Annotated in this window: 19 protein-coding genes; 2 read left to right on the top strand and 17 right to left on the bottom strand. The window is 69.8% G+C overall.

Annotated features, from left to right (window positions below; genetic code table 11):
* Positions 1-248 precede the first annotated feature (248 nt).
* Positions 249-1,274, bottom strand: coding sequence for a hypothetical protein (locus tag ACFU3E_RS25300; protein WP_384162445.1), 1,026 nt, complete (start codon positions 1,272-1,274; stop codon positions 249-251).
* On the bottom strand, positions 1,262-1,921 hold the full coding sequence (locus ACFU3E_RS25295) for a hypothetical protein (protein ID WP_384162442.1): 660 nt from the start codon (positions 1,919-1,921) through the stop codon (positions 1,262-1,264). Before ACFU3E_RS25295 ends, ACFU3E_RS25300 begins: the two co-directional genes overlap by 13 nt.
* Positions 1,922-2,287: 366 nt before the next feature.
* Here ACFU3E_RS25295 and ACFU3E_RS25290 point away from each other — a divergent pair, with 366 nt between their 5' ends.
* Complete coding sequence (locus ACFU3E_RS25290; RefSeq protein ID WP_384162439.1) at positions 2,288-2,665, top strand: DUF192 domain-containing protein; 378 nt, start codon at positions 2,288-2,290, stop codon at positions 2,663-2,665.
* Between the two features lie 1,572 nt (positions 2,666-4,237).
* On the opposite strand, the gene ACFU3E_RS25285 is transcribed toward ACFU3E_RS25290, so the two are convergent.
* From ACFU3E_RS25285 to ACFU3E_RS25220, 14 genes are all read right to left on the bottom strand, one after another.
* A complete protein-coding gene (locus ACFU3E_RS25285; protein WP_384162436.1) occupies positions 4,238-4,888 on the bottom strand; it encodes an OmpA family protein in 651 nt (216 codons plus the stop codon).
* A gap of 8 nt (positions 4,889-4,896) precedes the next feature.
* Positions 4,897-5,478, bottom strand: coding sequence for a hypothetical protein (locus ACFU3E_RS25280; protein ID WP_384162433.1), 582 nt, complete (start codon positions 5,476-5,478; stop codon positions 4,897-4,899).
* Positions 5,479-5,494: 16 nt separating this feature from the next.
* Positions 5,495-6,115 carry a pilus assembly protein TadG-related protein gene (locus ACFU3E_RS25275; protein ID WP_384162431.1) on the bottom strand — a complete coding sequence of 207 codons (621 nt, stop codon included), beginning with the start codon at positions 6,113-6,115 and terminating at the stop codon, positions 5,495-5,497.
* The gene (locus ACFU3E_RS25270; protein ID WP_384162428.1) at positions 6,112-6,345 is read right to left on the bottom strand and encodes a Flp family type IVb pilin; all 234 of its coding nucleotides are present in this window, start codon (positions 6,343-6,345) and stop codon (positions 6,112-6,114) included. The genes ACFU3E_RS25275 and ACFU3E_RS25270 overlap by 4 nt, the downstream gene beginning before the upstream one ends.
* 145 nt (positions 6,346-6,490) lie before the next feature.
* Positions 6,491-7,459: a response regulator gene (locus ACFU3E_RS25265; RefSeq protein WP_384162425.1), complete on the bottom strand. Its 969-nt coding sequence runs from the start codon at positions 7,457-7,459 to the stop codon at positions 6,491-6,493.
* 26 nt (positions 7,460-7,485) lie between these two features.
* Entirely contained in the window at positions 7,486-9,156 is a 1,671-nt protein-coding gene (locus tag ACFU3E_RS25260; RefSeq protein ID WP_384162422.1) for a sensor histidine kinase, read from the bottom strand.
* Positions 9,157-9,174: 18 nt separating this feature from the next.
* Positions 9,175-10,062 carry a DUF5936 domain-containing protein gene (locus ACFU3E_RS25255; RefSeq protein ID WP_384162419.1) on the bottom strand — a complete coding sequence of 296 codons (888 nt, stop codon included), beginning with the start codon at positions 10,060-10,062 and terminating at the stop codon, positions 9,175-9,177.
* Positions 10,063-10,078: 16 nt separating this feature from the next.
* A complete protein-coding gene (locus ACFU3E_RS25250) occupies positions 10,079-11,023 on the bottom strand; it encodes a type II secretion system F family protein (RefSeq protein ID WP_384162416.1) in 945 nt (314 codons plus the stop codon).
* A gap of 9 nt (positions 11,024-11,032) precedes the next feature.
* Positions 11,033-12,370, bottom strand: coding sequence for a CpaF family protein (locus tag ACFU3E_RS25245; RefSeq protein WP_384162413.1), 1,338 nt, complete (start codon positions 12,368-12,370; stop codon positions 11,033-11,035).
* Positions 12,371-12,386: 16 nt separating this feature from the next.
* Positions 12,387-12,737 carry a TadE/TadG family type IV pilus assembly protein gene (locus ACFU3E_RS25240; RefSeq protein WP_384162411.1) on the bottom strand — a complete coding sequence of 117 codons (351 nt, stop codon included), beginning with the start codon at positions 12,735-12,737 and terminating at the stop codon, positions 12,387-12,389.
* A gap of 1 nt (position 12,738) precedes the next feature.
* The gene (locus tag ACFU3E_RS25235; RefSeq protein WP_384162479.1) at positions 12,739-13,113 is read right to left on the bottom strand and encodes a pilus assembly protein; all 375 of its coding nucleotides are present in this window, start codon (positions 13,111-13,113) and stop codon (positions 12,739-12,741) included.
* Between the two features lie 2 nt (positions 13,114-13,115).
* A complete protein-coding gene (locus tag ACFU3E_RS25230; protein ID WP_384162408.1) occupies positions 13,116-14,369 on the bottom strand; it encodes a CpaE family protein in 1,254 nt (417 codons plus the stop codon).
* Between the two features lie 9 nt (positions 14,370-14,378).
* A complete protein-coding gene (gene cpaB, locus ACFU3E_RS25225) occupies positions 14,379-15,086 on the bottom strand; it encodes a Flp pilus assembly protein CpaB (protein ID WP_384162405.1) in 708 nt (235 codons plus the stop codon).
* 70 nt (positions 15,087-15,156) lie between these two features.
* Entirely contained in the window at positions 15,157-15,990 is an 834-nt protein-coding gene (locus ACFU3E_RS25220; RefSeq protein WP_384162476.1) for a hypothetical protein, read from the bottom strand.
* Positions 15,991-16,379: 389 nt separating this feature from the next.
* On the opposite strand from ACFU3E_RS25220, the gene ACFU3E_RS25215 reads away from it, so the two are divergent.
* The gene (locus ACFU3E_RS25215; RefSeq protein WP_384162402.1) at positions 16,380-18,068 is read left to right on the top strand and encodes a chitinase; all 1,689 of its coding nucleotides are present in this window, start codon (positions 16,380-16,382) and stop codon (positions 18,066-18,068) included.
* Between the two features lie 44 nt (positions 18,069-18,112).
* Here ACFU3E_RS25215 and ACFU3E_RS25210 read toward each other — a convergent pair whose 3' ends face one another.
* Positions 18,113-19,429, bottom strand: coding sequence for an Nramp family divalent metal transporter (locus tag ACFU3E_RS25210; RefSeq protein ID WP_384162399.1), 1,317 nt, complete (start codon positions 19,427-19,429; stop codon positions 18,113-18,115).
* Positions 19,430-19,558 lie beyond the last annotated feature (129 nt).

The raw sequence follows: 19,558 nt of genomic DNA, 5'->3' as shown, positions 1-19,558 counted from the left end.
GCACCCCGCTCCCGACCAGCACGGGCGTCCGGAGCCGCAAGCTGGTAGAGCTGCCCGACTTCCTCAGCGACGTCATGAAGTGCGCGAGCTCAGCGTCGTCAACAGCCAGCCGCTCCGCCATGCGGCCGCTTCCTCTCCGCGTACCCTGGCGCCGTCACGAGGGAGTGACTCCATGCATTCAGTTGGCCGTGAGGGTGGGGCGATCACTCTCACGGTGATCGCCTCACCGGTCGGGTCCGAGGCTCGGCTCAGCGGTTGACGGCCTGGATCTCCTGGACGACGACGTCCTGGGTGGCGCCGAACGTGCCGTCGGGGAGGTCGCCGCCTGCGCCGCCGGTGCCGGTCCACTCGATTTTCCAGGTGACGGTGGCCTGAAGGGGGTACGTGCCGTCGCCAGAGGAGCGCAGGTATCTCACTCCGCAGGGCGGGCTCTGGTTCGCCTTGCCCTTGGCGTAGGGCTCGCCGATACGGCCGTTGTTGATGTCGCAGACGCCGGAGGCCGGGTAGGTCACGGCATCCTTGGTGCCGGGTTCGATCCTGAGCGAGATCGGTTCCGCCGTCGCGGTCGCCGCGATGCCGATCACCGGTACGGACGCGGTGACCGAGACCGGCTTGAAGTCGGCGGCGTCCAGCCAGGCCCAGGTCGGGAGGTTGACCTTGGTCTGGGCTGCGGGGGCCAGGGTCACCTTGGTGCCGGGCACGCGGATCTCGGCGTAGGCGAGTTCGGCGAGGACCTCCGGGGTGACGGCGTTGTCGATGTTCGCGGGCGGCGGGTCGCCCTCGTCCACCCAGAAGATGGGCTCTTCGCAGGAGTCCCAGCCCGGGGGGAAGTCCCTGTTGACGAAGGAGTCCCAGAAGTAGCCCTTGCCCTCCTTGTCCTTGTTGAAGTCCTTGTAGGGGTGCCCGTTGACGTAGCGGTCCCGCTGCTCGGCGTCCCACTCGTAACCCGTCGAACCGGCCTCCCAGGTCGGCTCGAGGTATTTCTGCAGCTGTTCCGGGGTGTACTTCGGGGCGTACCAGCAGGGGGGCGGGGTCCAGGACGTGGATGACGTCAGCGCACCGGCGGAGTTGCCGCTGCCGTTCTTGGAGCGGTCGAAGACGACGCCGCCTACGGTGACGGAGACGGTGCCGTCTTCACCCGAGTTGGCCTCCTGCGTTTCGCCGTCCGTGCCGCCGAACCCCTTTTCGGCGTAAGCGGGGCCGGTCACGGCGAGGGATGCAGCGATGAGGCCCGAAGCGAAAAGTAGGCGTCTGGTACGGATCAAGGCTGGCACTTCGCGCTCCCCCGCTGCGAGATCAGTCGCTCGGTGACCCATACGCCGCTGTCGTTCTTGCGCAGGGTGCCTGCATAGACGACGTAACTGTCCTTCGTCACCGGTGTGACATCGGTCTTTCCGGTCTTCAGGAACTTGTTGAACGCCTTGCTCTGGTCCTCGCAGTACACGAGTGCAGCCGTGCCGTCACTCTTGATGGTCAGGCTCTCGTTGTAGTAGCGGGTCAGACCAGTCGTGCGTGCTTTGTGGTCGACGAACTCCTGGATGTACTGCTGGCTTTCGGCGGCGGCCGTGCCTTCCGAGTAGAAGCGGTAGGCCTTGTTGAGCGGATCCTGCTTGGCGATTGCCATGTCTACGGCCTTGATGCGCTGCTCGGCATCGTTGAGCACGGCGTCCTTCCGGGCGTCGCCGGTCTTCTTCCAGTCGAACTCGTAGGTCACGTCCGACGGCAGGTCGATCTCCGGACGGCCGCCCGCGTTGGGCTCGCTCGGGCTGGGCGAAGGCGACGCCTTGTTCCCCGTGTCGGCTCCCGCGATCTTGTCGTTCTCCTTGGCCTTGGAGCTGTCATCGCTCCCGCACGCGGACAGCGTCAGGGCCGCAGCGGCGGTCAGTGTGAGCGCTGCGAGGAGGGTGGGGCGGCGGTTCACGGTCGGCTCCCGGTCAGAGGCGAGGCTTCTCTTGAGCGAACCAAAGCTATCCAGCGGGGTAGAGCCGCACCAGGGTGAAGGTTGTGGACCGGCGGGGTGTATGGGGAGGAATCGGCGATTCGTCGTCCCGTTCCGGCCGTAACGGTTGCATAACGCGCCAGCCTGTCCGTCAACTGCGGTGCCGTGCGGGGCGTTTCAGTCAGGAACCAGCAAAGGCTTCCGGGGGGGCGTTCACGCATTCGGGGAACGCATGGGGTCCGCGGTGGCCGTGGCATGGGCCCGTGGACCCATGTGGGGCCTACTCCGCTGCGGATACGTTCGGGTTCGGAGAGCCGTTGGCAGTGGCACGGTCGGAGGTGGGCCCGGATGGGGCGGCGCTGGCGGGACGGACGTGGGGAGCTGGTCGTCGTAGGGGGTGGCGAGGGGTCTTCTGTGCGGGTTCCCTTGGAGATCGCCACCTCTTATCGAGCGCGCACCAAGGGGCTGTTGGGGCGGGACTCCGTCTGCGGAGCGATCCTCCTCTCCCCCGGGAGCAGCGTGCACACCTTTCGTATGCGCATGCCGATCGATGTCGCCTATCTCGATCGCGGCCTGCGCGTCATCGACGTGTGCACCATGCGGCCGGGACGGCTGGGGATGCCTCGGCTGCGTGCCCGGCACGTGGTGGAGGCGGAGGCCGGGGTGATGGGTGAATGGGGGCTGCGGAAAGGGGCTCAGGTGGAGGTTGTCGAAGCGCGGAGCTAGGCGACGTACGACGCCGGCGCCAGATGCACCTGCCCAGGCGGCCGGTGCTGCAGAAGCGCAGCCGGGGGCGAGGGCGTCGGCGCGTTCGGTGTTGCCGGGGAAGAGATGACGGCCGGCCCGCTCGGGCTCCCTTCCGGACAGGGGGCCAGTCGGCAGCAGCCCGTGCGCCTACGCGGGGGCTCTCGCTCCTACGTGGGGAACCCCTCCCCGGAACCGGTCACCGCGGCGAACAGCACGACCGGCTCCTCCTTGTCCTCGTGACCGACGCTCGCGGCGAGCAGACGGTCACCGACCCGCCAATACAAGAGGTCGCCTTGCTGTGGGGCACAGACCCGTTGCGCTGGCATGTGCCTGGCCTCGGCATCGGTCGGCCGTCGGGGCCAGTCTCGGTCCAGCAGGAACCAGTCCGCGGTCCGCGCCCCCAGGGCAGCGGCGGCACGAAGGCGCCGGGGACCGTCACGGGCACGCCGTCACCGGGGGCGGCGAACTCCAGCGTGCCGTCACGGAGCAGTTCGGCCGTGCGGATGCCGTCCCGAGGCAAACGGCCGGCCCGGCCGAACCGTCATATGCACACGCCGCTCATGTCGGCGCCGTCCCGGCGTCCCGGCGTCCCGGCGTCCCCGGGTCCCACAGCCGTATCGCCGCCGCCACCCACCACCAGTTCGACAGCACCACCGTCAGGCACAACCCGGCGCGCGCGTCCGCACCGCGTCGGCCCGCTGTGACCCTGCGGGCATTGTCGGTGACTCTGTCTCAGCCGGGGACGGCAGAGGTCCAGGTGAGGACGTCAGGCCTGGCCAGCCCTGAGACGGAAACGACAATCGCCCAATGCACGCTCCGGGTATGCGCGTTTGAGACTCTCCGCTCCGCCTGTTCTCGGTTCCCACGGCCGGAGCCCGCCAAGCCCACGCTGCGTGCCGCCGCCCGGCGTGGCACTCAGCTGTCATCTCGTGGGTATCCACAGGTTCCGCCCCTGTGTCGGTGCCGGGTGGAAGCGTGGGCGTATGCGGGATTCACGGGGGTTGCAGGAGATCGCCCGGGGCGGCTTGGTGCCGTCGTGGGCTGTGGACGCGGGATGGTCTCGGGCCTCGGTCTTCCGGGTTCTGAAGGCTGGGGGGTGGGTTCGCCTGGGTGGAGGTGTGTGGGCCGAGCCCGGTGCTCCGCCCGACTTCGCCATGCGGCTTCGGGCGGTTCAACTGATCACGCCGGAGCTCGTGGCCAGTCACCGGGCGGCTGCCTGGGCCTGGGGGATCGAGCTGCTGAAGGTCGAGGCCGAGTTCACCGATCCGGGCAGGTGGCGTCGGCGTACGGGGTTGCGAGTGCATCGCGGCGCGCTCGGTGCGGGGGAGGTCGTCGAGATGCGGGGGTTCGGCGGTCTGCGGGTCACCGACGTCGACCGAACCCTCGCCGACCTGCTGGTCTCCGGTCCGCGGGACGAGGCCCTGGTCCCGGTCGCCGTTGCAGGACTTCACCACGCAGGACACGACCCGCAGGGCCACCCGGCGGCGGGATGCGGTTCAGTCGCCACTCATCGCGAAGCCTCCCCGTTGTCGTCGGCTGCGAGGCTCCTCCTCAGCTCTCCGAGCGCGGGAAGGAGACCTCGACCCGGCGGTTCTTCTTGCGGCCGGTTTCCGTGGAGTTGTCGGCGATGGGGTACTGCTCGCCGTAGCCGCGTACCTCATACGTGATGTTGGAGTCGGTCAGCTCCTGGTCCAGGACGTTCTGCACTGCGTCGGCGCGCTTCCGGGACAGGACGTCACCGTGGGCGGACGAACCGAGGTTGTCCGTGAAGCCGAAGACGCGGATCTTCGTCGCGTTCTGCGTTGTGATCTCCTCGGCGATCGCGGAGATACGGGCCTTCGCCTCGCCGCTGAGTTTCGCGCTGTCCTTGCCGAAGAGGACCTCGGCCTGGAGGGCGAACTTGACGTCGGCGTTGGTGTCTTCCCGGCGTTCGTCGCCGCTTTGGTCTTCTACGACCTGTTTGATGTCGAGCACTTTGGCGGCGGCGAGGGTGGCGCCTTCGGGGAGCTTGAGGTCGGGGTCGTTGGGGTCGACCTCCACGGGGGCGGAGGCGGAGGCCTCGGTGCCAGGGGGGACACCGGGGGTTTCGTCGGCGTGGGCCGAGACCGCGCCGTAGAGGTTCGCGGCGACCATGAGGCCGGCGGCGGTGAGGACGAGGGCCAGGCGTGGAGTCGCCGTTCGAGTGCGTGTGGGGGTCGTCATGGCCGGCCTCACCCGGAGATCTTGATGGTGCCGCTGGAGAACGTGGGGACCTGGAGAGTGACGTCGGTTGCGCTCGCGGGCGGGGTGGGGAACTGGATGAAAACGGGGATGGTCTGGCCGGACTCGATCGTGGTGAGACCCGTGGTGGTCAGCGGCCGTCCGTCGGTGTCGCGCAGCACGTAGTAGCGCTTCTTCCCCTTCGAGTCCACGAGCGTCGCACCACCGAGCGACGTGCCGTGCTTGAGGATCTCCGTCTCGTCACCGCGAAGTGCGGCCGGGAGTACCAAAGAACCTGATGCGTCATTCTTGAACTGGCCGTTCACGGTGAGGAATCCGCCCGTGTCCCGCTGCGCCGACGTGATCTGAAGGAGCAGGCCGTCCTTGCCCTTGAGTTCGGCCAGTGGCGTCTCAGATTTCCCTTCCTGAGCACTCGGCGCGGAGCCACGGTCCTTGGAAGCGGAGGCCGATGTGTCCGGCTGCTTGCCGTCGTCGCCTCCACCACCGCAGCCGGCCGTGCCCAGGGCCAGTCCGGCCGCCAGGGTCAACGCGACCATCCTCCTGCGGGCCCTCTCAGTGAACCGCATGCTCATCTCTCCGCTTCCTTCATCACTCGTCGTTCGCTTCTCGGTCGGCCAGGTGGACGTCGAAAAGATCCTCGGGTTCCGGGAGCTCGGTGAGATCGTCCGGTTTCAGGTCCCAGTCCCTGCCGTCGCAGGTGAGGCGGGGGAGCACATCGTCCCCCGCGTCCTCGGCAAGGGGCTTGAAGTCACAGAGGGGCTCGATGACGGCCGTGGCGCTGGCCCTGGACCTCTTCTGCGCCGTGATGGGGACGATGGACTCGCCCATGGGCTTCCGGGTCTGCACAGCGATGTCGTAGCCCAGGGGTTCTCCAGTGCCCCAGCACCCCTGGACATCGGCGTCGTTCTGGTCGGCGAGCTGATAGGCACGCGAGCACGGGTCGCTGGCCAGCGGTACGTCGCCCTCGAAGATGTCCTGCCACTTGGCGGGGTCGAGAACGGCCTCGACCCACTCGCCCGCAAGCTGGTCCCGGGCGTCCTGGGCTGCCGCGAGTGCCGCGGCATCAGCCGCCGTCTGGGCGCCGCCCCGATTCACTGTGGCCTGGCCGACCGCGAAGTAGGCGAGCGCAAGGAAGAGCAGGCCCCCCACCACTGTGATGTAGATGGGGAAGGCCTGCCCTGCGTCGCCGTACCTGCGAGGTCGCGTCAATTCCCGACCGTGTTGATCAGATTCGTGATCTTGTCGAGGATCGTATTGCCGATGCTGGTACCCGTAATCGCCAGCACGATCGCCACCACCACCGCGATGATGCCCAGGTACTCGACCGCCGTCTGTCCCCTGTCGTCGGCGCGGCGCCGCATCGCCTCGGCCGTCGTGTTCTTCCAGCCGTTCACACGGACCTTGGTCGCGACGGCGGTCTTCAGCATCAGGTCGCTCATGGTGTTCCCCTCCGATTGCGGCTGTGTCGCTTTCGACACGACGACCGTACGGCGGAACGCCCTGTCCGTCAGAGGGCCCCAGGGCCCAATTCCGGGCCCAATCGCTGTGGCCCGAGCGGTTGTTCCCCCATCGCGTCATCGAAGGTCACCCCAGTCCCCGGTGTGCGTCCGGCGCCGTGCCGATCCACTTCGCGGCGGCCTCGGAGCGGCTGGTGCTGTGGAGCTTGGCGAAGATGCGGTTGATGTGGTTCTTGACGGTCTTCTCACTGATGAAGCACGTGGCGGCGATCTGCTGGTTGTTCATGCCGGACGCGATGAGGTCCATGATCTCCGCCTCCCTCGTGCTCAGTCGGAACCGCGACCTGTCGGGAGCGGCCGGACGGCCACTCGTCCACTCAGACGGAAACTGTCCCACATGCGGTTGCATTTGCGAAAGGTTTTCCGAAGAAATGAGTGGAGGTGGGGCGCCTTGCGTCACTAAATGAGCTGGTGGCGTGGGTTGTTGAGGTTCGCTATACGGCTGTACGGAGGTGGAAATTCCGTATGCAGTCGCACTCGATGACTGGCCCAGGCCTTCGGGTAGAGGCGGGGCCGGGGCCGGGTTCTGGCGGAGTTGGGCCAGTAGGGCGCCCGCCGCTGTGGGGGTGAAGTGGGCCCGGCCCTCCTTGATGTCCCGTACGGCATCGACCAGCTGGCCGGCCGTGAACTCGCCGTGGACCAGGTAGCCGCCCGCTCCCCGGCGCAGGGCCTCCTGGACGATCTCCGACTCCCTGCTGTAGGTCAGCATCACCACCGGGGCGATCTGCACCAGGTACGGGAGCGCGGAGATGCCGTCCACGCCGGGCATGCGGACGTCCAGGAGGACGACGTCCGGGCGATGGTGATGCGCGGCCTCGTAGGCCTGGCGGCCGTCGGCGGCCTCCGCCACCACCTCGATGTCCGCGCGGCCGGAGAGCAGGGCGGTGAGGCCGGCGCGGACCACGGGGTTGTCGTCCGCCACGACGACCCGGAGGCGTCGGACCGACTGCCCCGGCTGAGGGAGCGGGAGGTCGGCGAAGGGGTGGTGCGGTGGCGGCTGCGGGGCGCCGGTGGAGTGGGGCGGCTGGTCCGGCATCAGGGGCCTCCTCTCGGGTCGTGGGGTCATGCGACGGGGGTGGTCAGGGCGGCCAGGGGGAGTTCCAGGCGGACCTCCGTGCCCCGGGGGTGGCCGCCGCGGCCTATGCGGATGCGGGCGCCCACCGAGGCGGCCCGTTCGACCATGCCGACGAGCCCGAAGTGGCCTGTCCGGCGCAGTTGTTCGAGGGTGGTGCCCGGGGGAAGCCCGCGGCCGTCGTCGTAGATGCTGATGCGGAGCAGGTCGCCGTGGACGCCGGCGCTGACGTCGACGCGAGCGGGGTGGGCGTGGCGGTGGGCGTTCTCCATGGCTTCCGTGGCGATGGTCAGGAGTTGGCGGGCCACGGCCGGGGGGACCGGGGGTACGGCGTGGGCGCCGGTGGGACGGTAGACCGCCGGGACGCCGGTGCGGGTGCTGAAGTCGCGGGTGCGGGCGGCCAGTTCGACCAGGACGTCGGTGGCCTGGCCGGGGTCCGATTCGCGGCGCAGGTCGGCCAGGAGTTCGCGGGATTCGGCGGCGGCCCGGCGGGCCGAGCGGGCGACCAGTGCCGCCTGCTGTCTCACCAGGGCCGGGTCCATGCGGTCGGCGCCGGCCGAGCCGGTCAGCCCGTCGGCGGCCAGGGCCACGCCGTGCAGGGTCTTGGCGACGGAGTCGTGCATCTCGCGGGCCAGTCGGGCGCGTTCGGCGCTGACCGCTTCCGTCACGGCGAGACGGGCCTGGACGGTGGTGAGGGCCTGGGTGGCCGCGCCGAAGCGGAGCATGAGGTTGCGGAGGCTGGAGCCGACGGCTCCGGCGATGACGCAGAGGCCGGGCAACAGGGCGGACTCGGTGACGCCGGGTGCCGGGTTCTCCTGTGCCGCGTGGATGAGGAGCAGGAGGAGGGCCTGGAGGGAGGCGAAGACCGCCGCGCCGCGCCAGCCGTAGACCAGGCCTGCGAGGAGGGGGGTGCAGACGCTGACGTAGGCGAGGGTGCTGTCGGGACCTGCGGCGATGAGGAGCAGGGCGCCGAAGAGGGTGTCCGCGGCGAGGAGGGTGGGGTGGCGGAGGAGGAGAGGGCCGAAGCGTTCCCAGTCTCGGAAGAGGACGTAGGAGGTCATGAACGTGACAACCACGGCCGCGCCGACGAGGTGGGTGGGAACGCCGTCGTTCGCGTTCACGAGGGCCGTGGGGGTGGCCAGGGCGATCATGGCGAGTCTGAAGCCGAAGACCTGGCGGCACATGGCCTGCAGGGCGTTGACCTGGATGTCGATCGCGGGGCTCGTGGCGCTGGCCCGGCCTTCGGCCGGGGCCGGGTATCCACCCGCGCCGCTCGTGCGGAGAGCGGCGTCGGGCGCCGGTGGTTCCGGTGCGGGCGCGGCGCCATCGGCGAGGGGCCGGCCGTTCGCATGCTCCTCCGGACCGCGTGCCGTCGGCATCGGCCCCTGGGCAACGGCATCCACCGCCGTCACCCGGGGCACCGCCCCGTCAGGGCGACCGCTTTCCTTGATGCGCAGCGCCGGCTCCCCGTCGGCACGCACCCCGGCCGCCTCCCACCCCGGCGGTAGAGCGGGCGTCACCGACGTCACCGGTACGTCCGGCGCGCCCGTGCGGACATGGACCGGCAGCACCGTCCCCGCCGGAGGCGTCGTGATCTCCGGTGTCCGCCCGGCGCGGCGGCGACGCCCCAGCAGCCCCGTCCGCTCCCCTGTCATCGACATGCCGTCACCCCCCCTCCCCTACTTCCCCGTCACCGAACCGAAGTCCGTGCCCGAGCCGAGAATGAGGCCCGCGCCGAGCAGGAGCATCGTGGCCGGGACCATGAAGGTCGTGATCATCATCGTGGCCTTGGGGACGGCCCGGGCCGCCTTGCGGCGGGCGTTCTGCGCGTCCGTCCGGCGCATGTCCTTGGCGAGTGACACCAGCGTGTCGACGATCGGCGCGCCCAGTTCCTCGCCCTGCTGCAGCGCCGTCACGAACATCGCCACCTGCTCGGAGTCGTTGCGGCGGCGCAGTTCCGCGAAGGCCTGGCGGCGGCTCATGCCGAGGTCCATCTGGCGCAGGGTGATGCGCAGTTCGTCGGCCCAGGGGCCCTCGTACCGGGACGCGACCCGGTCCAGTGCCTGGCGGAAGCCGAGGCCCGCGCTCACCACGACCGCCAGGACGTCGAGGAAGTCCGGCAGGGTCCGTTCGATGACGTCCTTGCGGATGCGGATCGCCGACCAGATGCCGACCTCCGTCCAGAACGCGCCGAAGGCCAGCAGGAGCAGGGCGACCAGCAGTTGGCCCCGCATGAGGAAGACCAGGAAGCCCACGGCACCCAGGAAGCCGTAGACCGCCCTCCGCGCGGCGTACCTGTCGATCGTCAGGCCGCCGGGGTTGCCCGCGAGGTCGATCTTGCGGCGGTACTTCGCCACCTGGTTCGGGCCCATCAGGCGCAGCACCGCGGGCGCGTAGCGCATGCCCATGCGGTCGATGAGCGAGTCGACCGCGCCGGTGCGGGTGGAGCCGACCTCCAGGGCCAGGGCGAGGTCGCCGGGCAGTTTGGCCTCCGCGCGGTACATGCGGATGCCGGCGAAGACGCCCCAGACACTGAGGCCCATCAGCAGGGCGAGAAGCAGTCCCATGGTTGCCTCCGGGCTCTCAGACGTCGATGCGGGACAGGCGGCGGATGAGGACGAAGCCGACGGCGTAGAGCGAGAAGGCGATGATGACCGCCGCCTGTCCGAAGGGGGAGCCGGTCATGCGGTCCAGGGCGCCGTCCTTCACCCCGTTCATGAGGAAGAGCGAACCGACGCCCAGAACCGGGACGGCGTACGACGTCATGCTGACCTGGGAGAGCTGGGTGCGGACCTCGCGCCGGGTCTCCTTGCGTTCCTCCAGTGTCTCCGTCAGGTTGCGCAACGCGCTGACCACCTGGCCGCCCGCCCGGTTCGACAGGACCAGCGTCGTGACCAGGACGACCAGTTCGCGGGACGGGAGGCGGTCCGCCAGTTCGCCCAGTGCGTCGTCCATCGAGGCGCCGACGGCCAGCTGCGCGGAGACCTTGCCCAGTTCCTCGCCCGCGGGGGCCTCCATCTCCTCCGCGGCCATGCCGATCGCGGTGCGCAGGGCGAGTCCCGCCTGGGTGGCGTTGGCGAGGATCCGGGCCATTTCGGGGAGCTGGTTGATGAACCTCTCGATACGTTTCTGGCGTTGCCAGTTGAGGAACTGGACGGCGACCCCGATGCCGAGAAGGCCCGCCAACGGCCCGAAGAACGGCGCCAGCGCCGCCTGCCCGATCAGCCACAGGCCCGCGACCATGGCGAGCATGGAGACGAAGAACTCACCCGGGGTGATGTCCAGGCCGGTCGCCGCCAGGCGCAGTTCCAGCTTCTTGCCGAGCTTGGTGCGCCGCAGACGGCGGTCGATGCCGCGGAAGGTGCGGCGCCGGCCGCCCACCGGGATCTGGCCGGTGGCGGAGAGGCGGTCGACGAGTGCCTGACGCTGCGCCTTGCCCGTGGCGTAGGAGTGCAGACCGGCGACCGCGAGGACGCAGGTCAGCAGGGTGATGCCGGTGGTGAGCGTGATGAGCTGTTGCAGTTCCATCGGTCGGTCCTACCTGGCTTCTCGGGTGGCTAGCTGGTCCGCGGACCGGGCGATGCCGAAGGCCTGCGGGAGGGGCTGGCTCGCCATGTAGAGGCGGTCGGCGGTGCGGCGTGGGAGGGGGAAGTACTCGAAGGCGCCGTAGACGCGGCCGTCGGCCGTCATCGGCTGTGCGGTGAAGCGGGCGACCGTGACCAGGCGGTAGGGGTCGCTGCCGTGGCTGTCCATCAGGGCGATCTCGGTGATGCGGCGGGCGCCGTCCGCGAACCGGGTGAGCTGCACGATGACGTCGACCGCGCTGTTGATCTGGTCGTGCAGCGCCACGAAGGGGATCTCCACGTCCGACATGGACGCCAGGGTCTGCAGCCGCATCAGCGCGTCCTCGGCGCTGTTGGCGTGGACGGTGGCCAGCGAGCCGTCGTGGCCGGTGGACATCGCCTGGAGCATGTCGAGGGACTCGCCGCCGCGGACCTCACCGACGACGATCCGGTCGGGGCGCATGCGCAGGGAGTTGCGGACGAGGTCGCGGATGCTCACCTGGCCCTTGCCCTCGACGTTCGGCGGGCGCGACTCCAGGCGGATGACGTGGGCCTGCTGGAGCTGGAGTTCGGCGGAGTCCTCGATGGTGATGATGCGTTCGCCGTCGGGGATGAGCCCGGACAGGGCGTTGAGCAGGGTCGTCTTTCCGGTGCCCGTCGCGCCCGAGACGATGATGTTGAACTTCGCCTGCACCAGGCCCGCCAGCAGGTACAGCATGTGCTCGTCGAGCGAGCCGAGGCCGATCAGCTCCTGGAGCGTGAAGGAGCGCGGGAAGCGTCGGATGGTGAGGGTGGCGCCCGTCAGGGACAGGGGCGGGATGATGACGTTGACGCGCTCACCGGAGGGGAGGCGGGCGTCGACCATCGGGTTCGACTCGTCCACGCGGCGGTTGACCGTCGAGACGATCCTCTCGATGGTCTGCATCAGCTGGTCGTTGGAGGCGAAGCGCAGGGGCAGTTGCTCCACCCGGCCGCCGCGCTCCACGAAGATCGCGTCGGGGCCGTTGACCATGATCTCGGTGATGGACGCGTCCTCCAGGAGCGGCTCCAGGATGCCGAGGCCCAGCGCCTCGTCGACCACCCTGCGGATCAGCTGCGAGCGCTCCACCGTCGACAGGACCGGGCCCTCGCGGCTGATGATGTGCCCGAGCACCCGCTCCAGCCGGGCCCTGCGCTCGGCGGCGGCCAGCGAACTCATCTCCGCGAGGTCGATCTCCTCCAGGAGCTTGGCCCGGTAGGAGGCGACCATGTGGCCGTCCTCGCCCCGGTTGCCGTTCTCCTCGGGGGTGTTGATGCGTGCTCGCAGGCTCATGAGTCCGGTGCTCCGTTCAGTGGTCGCGCGGCATCGTCGCGGTCTTGACGGCCGGGTCGAACTCCCAGCCCGGCACGAGGGACGGGATCTGCACGGTGGCCGTGACCGTGACCTCGTCCGCGCCGAAGGAGGCGGGGCAGCTCGTCTGATCGGCGAGCCAACTGCTCACCGCCGCCAGGCAGTCCGCCTCGTGGGGCCCGTCCAGCGACGCGCTGCGCGCTCCCGTCCGCGCCGCCGTGCCCGCCTGCTGGGCGGTGTAGGCGATCAGGCCGAGCTGCACGGCTGCCAGGGCGACGAGCAGCAGGATCGGCAGGAAGCCGATGTACTCGATGGCGACCTGGCCGCGGTCTCTGCGCGTCCTCGGCATCTCAGTCCGCCTCCTCGACCGCGCCGGCGTGGCCCCTGACCGTGAACGGGAAGGACAGCGTGCCCGGGAAGAGCACAGGGACCTCCAACCGCACGTCCGCGGTCACGTAACCGGAGCCACCGCAGGTGACCTCGGCGCCGGAGCGCCACGCGTCCGACAGGTGCCTGAGCCCGGCCGCCTCGCACGCGGCCTGCCGGGCTCCCGGCTCCGCCGCCGTCGCCTGCCGTACCGCCTCGTCCGCGGCGTTGCCCGCGAGCGTGAAGGTGTAGCCGACGAGGACGACCTGCCACAGCGCGATCAGCGTCACGATGATCGTCGGTGTCATGCCGAGGAACTCGATGGTGACCTGGCCCCGGTCCCGCTCCTCTGAAGCCATGTTCACCCCTCCCTCCTCCGCCGAAAGCTCACCGACCCCCGGTCGCCGCCCCGGAACCCCCGGCCCGCCTTCTGGGCCCTGTCCGGGGCCTTGACCAGGCCCAGTTCGCCCGCCAGGCCCCACAGGGCCTGCTTCACCGCGCTCTTGTTCTCCAGTTCGTGGACGCGGCCCGCGTCCACGACGCTCTGCAGTTCCTTGAAGTTGGCGGGGACCACGGTGGCCGCGACGGCCGTGCCGGTGATCTTCTGGATCAGGGGCGGCTGGATCTCCGTACTGCGGGAGTGCCGGTTGACGACGACGGTCGTCTCCTCGGCCTTGCGGATCTGCAGCCGGTCCCACATCCGCACGGCCCGTTTGGCGCCTCGTACGGCGACCACGTCCGGGGTGGTGATCAGCAGGGCCCGGTCGGCCATCTCCACGGCCGCCGCTCCCGCGCCGCCGAGCTGGGCGCCGCAGTCGATGACGACGACCTCGTAGCGGGAGCGCAGGGCGCTGACGATCTGGCGGGCGGCGCGGTCGGTGACGTCCTCGCCGCGTTCCCCTTCGGCGGGGGCGAGCAGCAGGGCGAGTCCGGTGTCGTGGCGGAAGACCGCGTCGGCCAGGACGCGCGGGGAGATGTCGGCGATGGCGGCCAGGTCGACGACGGAGCGGCGGAACTGGACGTCCAGGTAGGAGGCGATGTCGCCGGTCTGGAGGTCCATGTCGACCAGGGCGGTGCTGCGGCCGGAGGCCTGGGCGGCCAGGGCCAGCTGGATCGCGGTGAGGGTGGTCCCGGCACCGCCCTTGGCGCCGCTGACCGTGACGACGGTGCCGCCGGCGCCGGTGAACACGTCGCCGCCGGCGCCCAGGTGCCGTCGTACGCCGACGGACCACTGGGCGACCGCCTGGACGCGGCTGGCGAGTTCCTCGTAGCTGAGGGGCAGGGCGACCAGGCCGCGGGCGCCGTAGTCCATGGCGGCCTGGAAGAGGCCGGGGCTCGCGTCGGAGGTGACGAGGATGACGCCGACGGCCGGGAAGCGCAGGGCCACTTCGCGGATCAGTTCCAGGGCGGGGACGGGGCCGATCCGCTCGTGGACGATCACGACCTCCGGCAGCTCGTCGACCGACTCTGCGGCCAGGCGCGCGAGGGTGTCGACGAGCTGGGTGGAGTCGACGACCGGGGCGACGGGCTCGGCGTCCGGGAGCTGGCTGAGCAGCGTCGTGACGGACCGGACCGCGTCCGTGTCACCGACTGCCGGGAGGATCCTCGTGGGCATGGCAGCCTCTCACTTGTCCTTCGCGAGTTCGTACGTCCGGTCCCGCTCGGGGACGGTGGTGTCGCTGCCGGGCGCGACGAGGGCGAGCCGGACCCGCTTGGCGAACGACTCGGCGTAGGTGATGCGCTGGGCGTCGAGGGCGGACAGCGCGAACGTGATCGGGACGGCGTCGGTGGGCTGCTGGGCGCGGTTGCCCTCGGCGGGCTTCAGCGCGGTCAGTTCGCCGACGTCGAGGACCTTGGCGTTGGTGACGATGATCTTCGACTGGTCGGGGTCACCCTCACGCGCGCCCTCGAAGGTGGCGTAGACGTTGACCGCGGCGCCGGGCGTGATCTTGCCGGCCACGCCGGTCGCCGCGTCGATCATGATGGCGACCTCCTGCTGGCCGGGCTGGAGGGCCGGCCGGCGGACGATCATGTCGGACTGGAGCAGGGAGCCGGCGCGCAGCGTGGTCACGGCGATCTTGCCCTGGATCTCCCGCAGATCGGTGACCGCGTTGTCGGACAGCCACCGTTCGGGCATCTTGATCTTCTCGAACTGGCCCGTGCTGAGGGTGGTGTAGGGCGGCACCTCGGATTTCAGCCGGTAGGCGGTGACCTCGGGGCCGACCTTCGACTTCACGTCGCTGATGACGGACAGCACGCCGGCGAAGGCGCCGAGGGCGCAGACGACCGACAGGAGCAGGAGAATCACGCCGCGGCGCTGACGGGAGTTCATGAACCGTACAACCTCGTTGGGGATATCGGTCGAGCGGGATCGGAACAGTGCTGACGAGCGGTGTCAGGCCTCACCCGACGGCCGTTCGGTTCTCGAGCTGCTTGCGGGGCGGGCTGTCGTGGGCGGGTGGCGCGGCCGAGCAGAACACGCAGCGGTCGCCGATGACGTCGATGCCGCACCAGTGGCACTGGCTGCGCCGGACGGAGGTGACCAGCTGGTAGAGGACGGACAGGTCGGGCAGGTAGCTGCAGAACTCGATGAGCCTGCCGGTGCCCCACCAGCCGGGCGACTCGGCCGGGAGCGGGGTTTCGCGCAGTCCCTGCACCTTCCAGGAGGGGGCGAGGGTGCCCGTGACCCAGTCGGACTGGAGCTGCCCCTTGGCGACCAGCATCCAGGTGCCGAACTCGGGGCCGGGGAGCCGGGCCTCGGGGGTGATCCGGACGAGGTGCGGCTCGGGATGGGCGAGGACGCCGAACTGGCTGCCGGGCACCCAGGACTTGGCGTGCGACTTGAGGCCGACGGGGACGTGGTCGAGCCGGGTGACGGAGTTGAGGAGCGCGCCGGCGTGGATGTAGTGGACGAGCAGCCGGCCGGCCGAGGCGAGCACGCCGGGGCTGATGTCGCAGGAGGCGAGCTGCCGTAACTGGCGTGCCAGGACGGCCAGTCCGAGGGGCGGCAGGTCCGGCCGGAACAGGGCGATCCGGTCGCTCTCCATGAGGGAGCGCAGGGTGTGCAGCCGTCGCTGCACCGCGGTGGGCGCGGCCTGTGAGCAGACCACGATGACATGGCCGTGGTGCTCGACCAGGGCCTGCATCTCGGTCAGCGCCTGCTCCAGGGGGCGTCGTGCGACGTCCCGCAGCACGACGGCGGGCAGGGTGCGTTCGTCCTGTGGCGGCAGCGCCATGTCGGCACTGGTCACGGCAATGGCAGTTGGCACGCGCAGCTCCCCGTTTCCCCATGCCCGTCGGAACGCCGGATGTCACTCCGGCGCACCGTGTCGACTTCACTGCGTGACTACCTCAGCACTGTATCCACGGCTCTGTGACCGGAGAACAGCGTTTGTGTAGCTGAGGAGCAACTGCCGTTGCACAAGATGCGTCAAAACGGGGCAGGTTGAGCATCTTGCCGGTCGACGCGGCGAGCCCGGGCCGTTCCGGGCCGTCCCGGACGGCAGGCCCGGCGGGCCGGTGGCGACGATTGACCTTCGCTTGCGGTCCTGTCGAACCCGGCCGCCGCTCGACAGGTTGGTCTGGACCTCTTGACAGTCGTTGTGGTCTGGACCATTTTCTTGTCATGTCCAGACACAGACGATCCCTGCGGCTGTGGTCGGGTGCCGTCACGGCTGCCCTGGCCCTCACTGTCACGACCGTCGGCCAGGCGAACGCCGCCGACGTCAACAACGCCAGGAACGCCGGCTTCGAGTCGGGCCTGAGCGGCTGGACCTGCTCGGCGGGCAGCGGCACGACGGTCTCCTCGCCGGTGCGCACCGGCACGGCCGCGCTGCGGGCGGCCCCGTCGGGGCAGGACAACGCCCGCTGCGCCCAGACGGTACGGGTGCAGCCCAACGCGACGTACACGCTGGGCGCCTGGGTCCGGGGCGGATACGCCTACCTCGGCGTGACGGGCACGGGCACGACGGACGTGTCCACCTGGACACCCGACTCCTCCTCCTGGAAGCAGCTGTCGACGACCTTCACCACGGGCTCCTCGACGACCTCGGTGACGGTGTACACGCATGGCTGGTACGGGCAGGCGGCGTACTACGCGGACGACGTGTCGGTGTTCGGCCCCGACGGCGGCGGGGGCACGGACCCGGGCCCGACGGTCCCGTCCGCGCCGAGCGGCCTGAACGTCTCCGGCACGACGTCCTCCTCGGTCTCCCTCGCCTGGAACACGGTGTCCGGAGCGACGGGTTACACCGTCTACCGCGACGGCACGAAGGTGACGGCCGTCTCCGGCACCTCGGCGACGGTGACCGGGCTCGCCTCCTCGACGTCGCACTCCTTCCAGGTCACGGCGATGAACGGGGCCGGTGAGTCGCCGAAGTCGGCGGCGGTGACCGGCACCACGAACAAGCCGGACGGCCCGGGCCCCGCGCTGCCCAGGCACGCGGTGACCGGCTACTGGCAGAACTTCGACAACGGTGCGACGGTCCAGCGCATCTCGGACGTCCCCGCCGCCTACGACATCATCGCGGTGGCCTTCGCGGACGCCACGGCCACGCCGGGGGCGGTGTCGTTCACGCTGGACTCGGCCGGGCTGAACGGCTACACGGTCGACCAGTTCAAGGCTGACGTGAAGGCGAAACAGGCCGCGGGCAAGAAGGTCGTCATCTCGGTGGGCGGCGAGCGCGGCACGGTCTCGGTCAACGACGCGGCCTCGGCGGCGAACTTCGCGAACAGCGTGTACTCCGTCATGCAGACGTACGGCTTCGACGGCGTCGACATCGACCTGGAGAACGGACTGAACGCGACGTACATGACGCAGGCGCTGCGTGCCCTGTCGGCGAAGGCGGGCCCCTCGCTCGTCCTGACGATGGCTCCGCAGACCATCGACATGCAGTCCACGTCCCACGCGTACTTCCGGACCGCGCTGAACGTGAAGGACATCCTCACGGTCGTCAACATGCAATACTACAACAGCGGTTCCATGCTCGGCTGCGACGGCAAGGTCTACAGCCAGGGCTCGGTCGACTTCCTGACGGCCCTGGCCTGCATCCAGCTGGAGAACGGCCTCGCGCCGTCCCAGGTGGGCCTGGGCCTGCCGGCCTCGACCCGCGGGGCGGGCAGCGGCTACGTCTCACCGACCGTGGTGAACAACGCCCTGGACTGCCTCACCAAGGCCACCGGCTGCGGCACCTTCAAGCCGCCCCGGACGTACCCCGACCTGCGCGGTGCGATGACCTGGTCGACCAACTGGGACGCGACGGCGGGCAACGCGTGGTCCGACGCGGTGGGGCCGCATGTGCACGGGCTGCCGTAGGGGCGGCCGGACTGTCGACGGCCAGGAAGTCCGGGCCGTCCGTCCTAGAAGAAGTCCCCCCACGGCTGGTCCCAGATCTGCTTCACGCACAGGATCAGGAACAGCAGGCCGGCGATGGCGAGCATGGCGTTGCTGAGGTGGCCGTTGCGCCACTCGCGGGGTGTGCGGGAGGAGTTGAGGAGCCAGATCAGCGTGCCGGCGAGGAACGGCAGGAAGGCCGCGCCGAGGACGCCGTAGATGATGATCAGGCGGAAGGGCTGGCCCTCGAAGAGCAGGATCATCGGCGGGAAGGTCAGCCAGAGCAGGTAGGCACGGAACGGCCAGGAACGCTCACGTGTCCCCGAGGCGACCTCCTCGCCCTTGGCCCGGCCCTTGCCCGACAGGCGGGTCACGAAGTCGGCGAACATCAGGCTCACGCCGTGCCAGACGCCGATCAGCGAGGTGAAGGACGTGGCGAAGAAACCGATGAGGAAGAACGTCGCCGTGGCCGAGCCGTACTCCTCCTCCAGGATGTCGCCCAGCTGGATCAGGCCCTTGTCGCCGCTCGCGATCGCGATGTTCGCCGAGTGGAGCAGCTCCGCGCCGACGAACAGCATCGCGATGACGAAGATGCCGGTCGTGGCGTAGGCGACGCGGTTGTCCAGGCGCATGACCTTCATCCAGCCGGTGTCGGTCCAGCCCTTGGCGTTGACCCAGTAGCCGTACGCCGCGAGCGTGATCGTGCCGCCCACGCCGCCGATCAGGCCCAGCGTGTTGAGGATGGAGTCCTTCTCGTCCGGCAGCACCGGCAGCAGCCCGGCGAAGGCGTCGGGGATGTTCGGCGTGACCCGGACGGCCAGGTACACCGTCACCACGAACATGACGCCCACCAGGACCGTCATGACCTTCTCGAAGACCGCGTACTTGTTGAACCAGACGAAGACCAGACCGGCCAGACCGCAGGCGATGCCCCACCACTTGAGGTCCATCACGTCCGGGAACAGTGCCTGCAGCGGCAGCGCGCTCGACGACATCGCCGCCGCGCCGTAGACGAAGCCCCAGACGACGACGTAGACCGCGAAGAACCACGTCGTCCAGCGGCCGAGGCTCGCCCAGCCGTCGAACAGGGTGCGGCCGGTGGACAGATGCCAGCGGCCCGCCGCCTCGGCGAGGGAGATCTTCACCAGGCAGCCGATGACCGCGGCCCACAGGAGGGTGTAGCCGAAGTTGCTGCCCGCGATCAGCGTGGCGACCAGGTCACCGGCGCCGACACCGGTCGCCGCGACGACGATGCCCGGGCCGATGTACTTCCAGCTCGCCTTCCTGGGCTGTGGTGGATGTGTGGCCTCGTTCTCGGTGGTGTTTCCCGTGGTGTCCGCCATGCAGATCAAGAAACCGCAAGGAGGCCGGGCCGACAAGAGGGCCTGAGCGGAGTCACCTCAGGGGGGAACTGCGCGAACAGCCCCGCACGTGCCGAGCTCGAACCGCACGGTCCTGCCCGGCCCGTCCCG

Source organism: Streptomyces sp. NPDC057424, from assembly GCF_042803315.1.
Lineage (GTDB): Bacteria > Actinomycetota > Actinomycetes > Streptomycetales > Streptomycetaceae > Streptomyces.
Note: the sequence above shows the minus strand (reverse complement) of the source record. Positions and strands in the feature narration are given on the sequence as shown.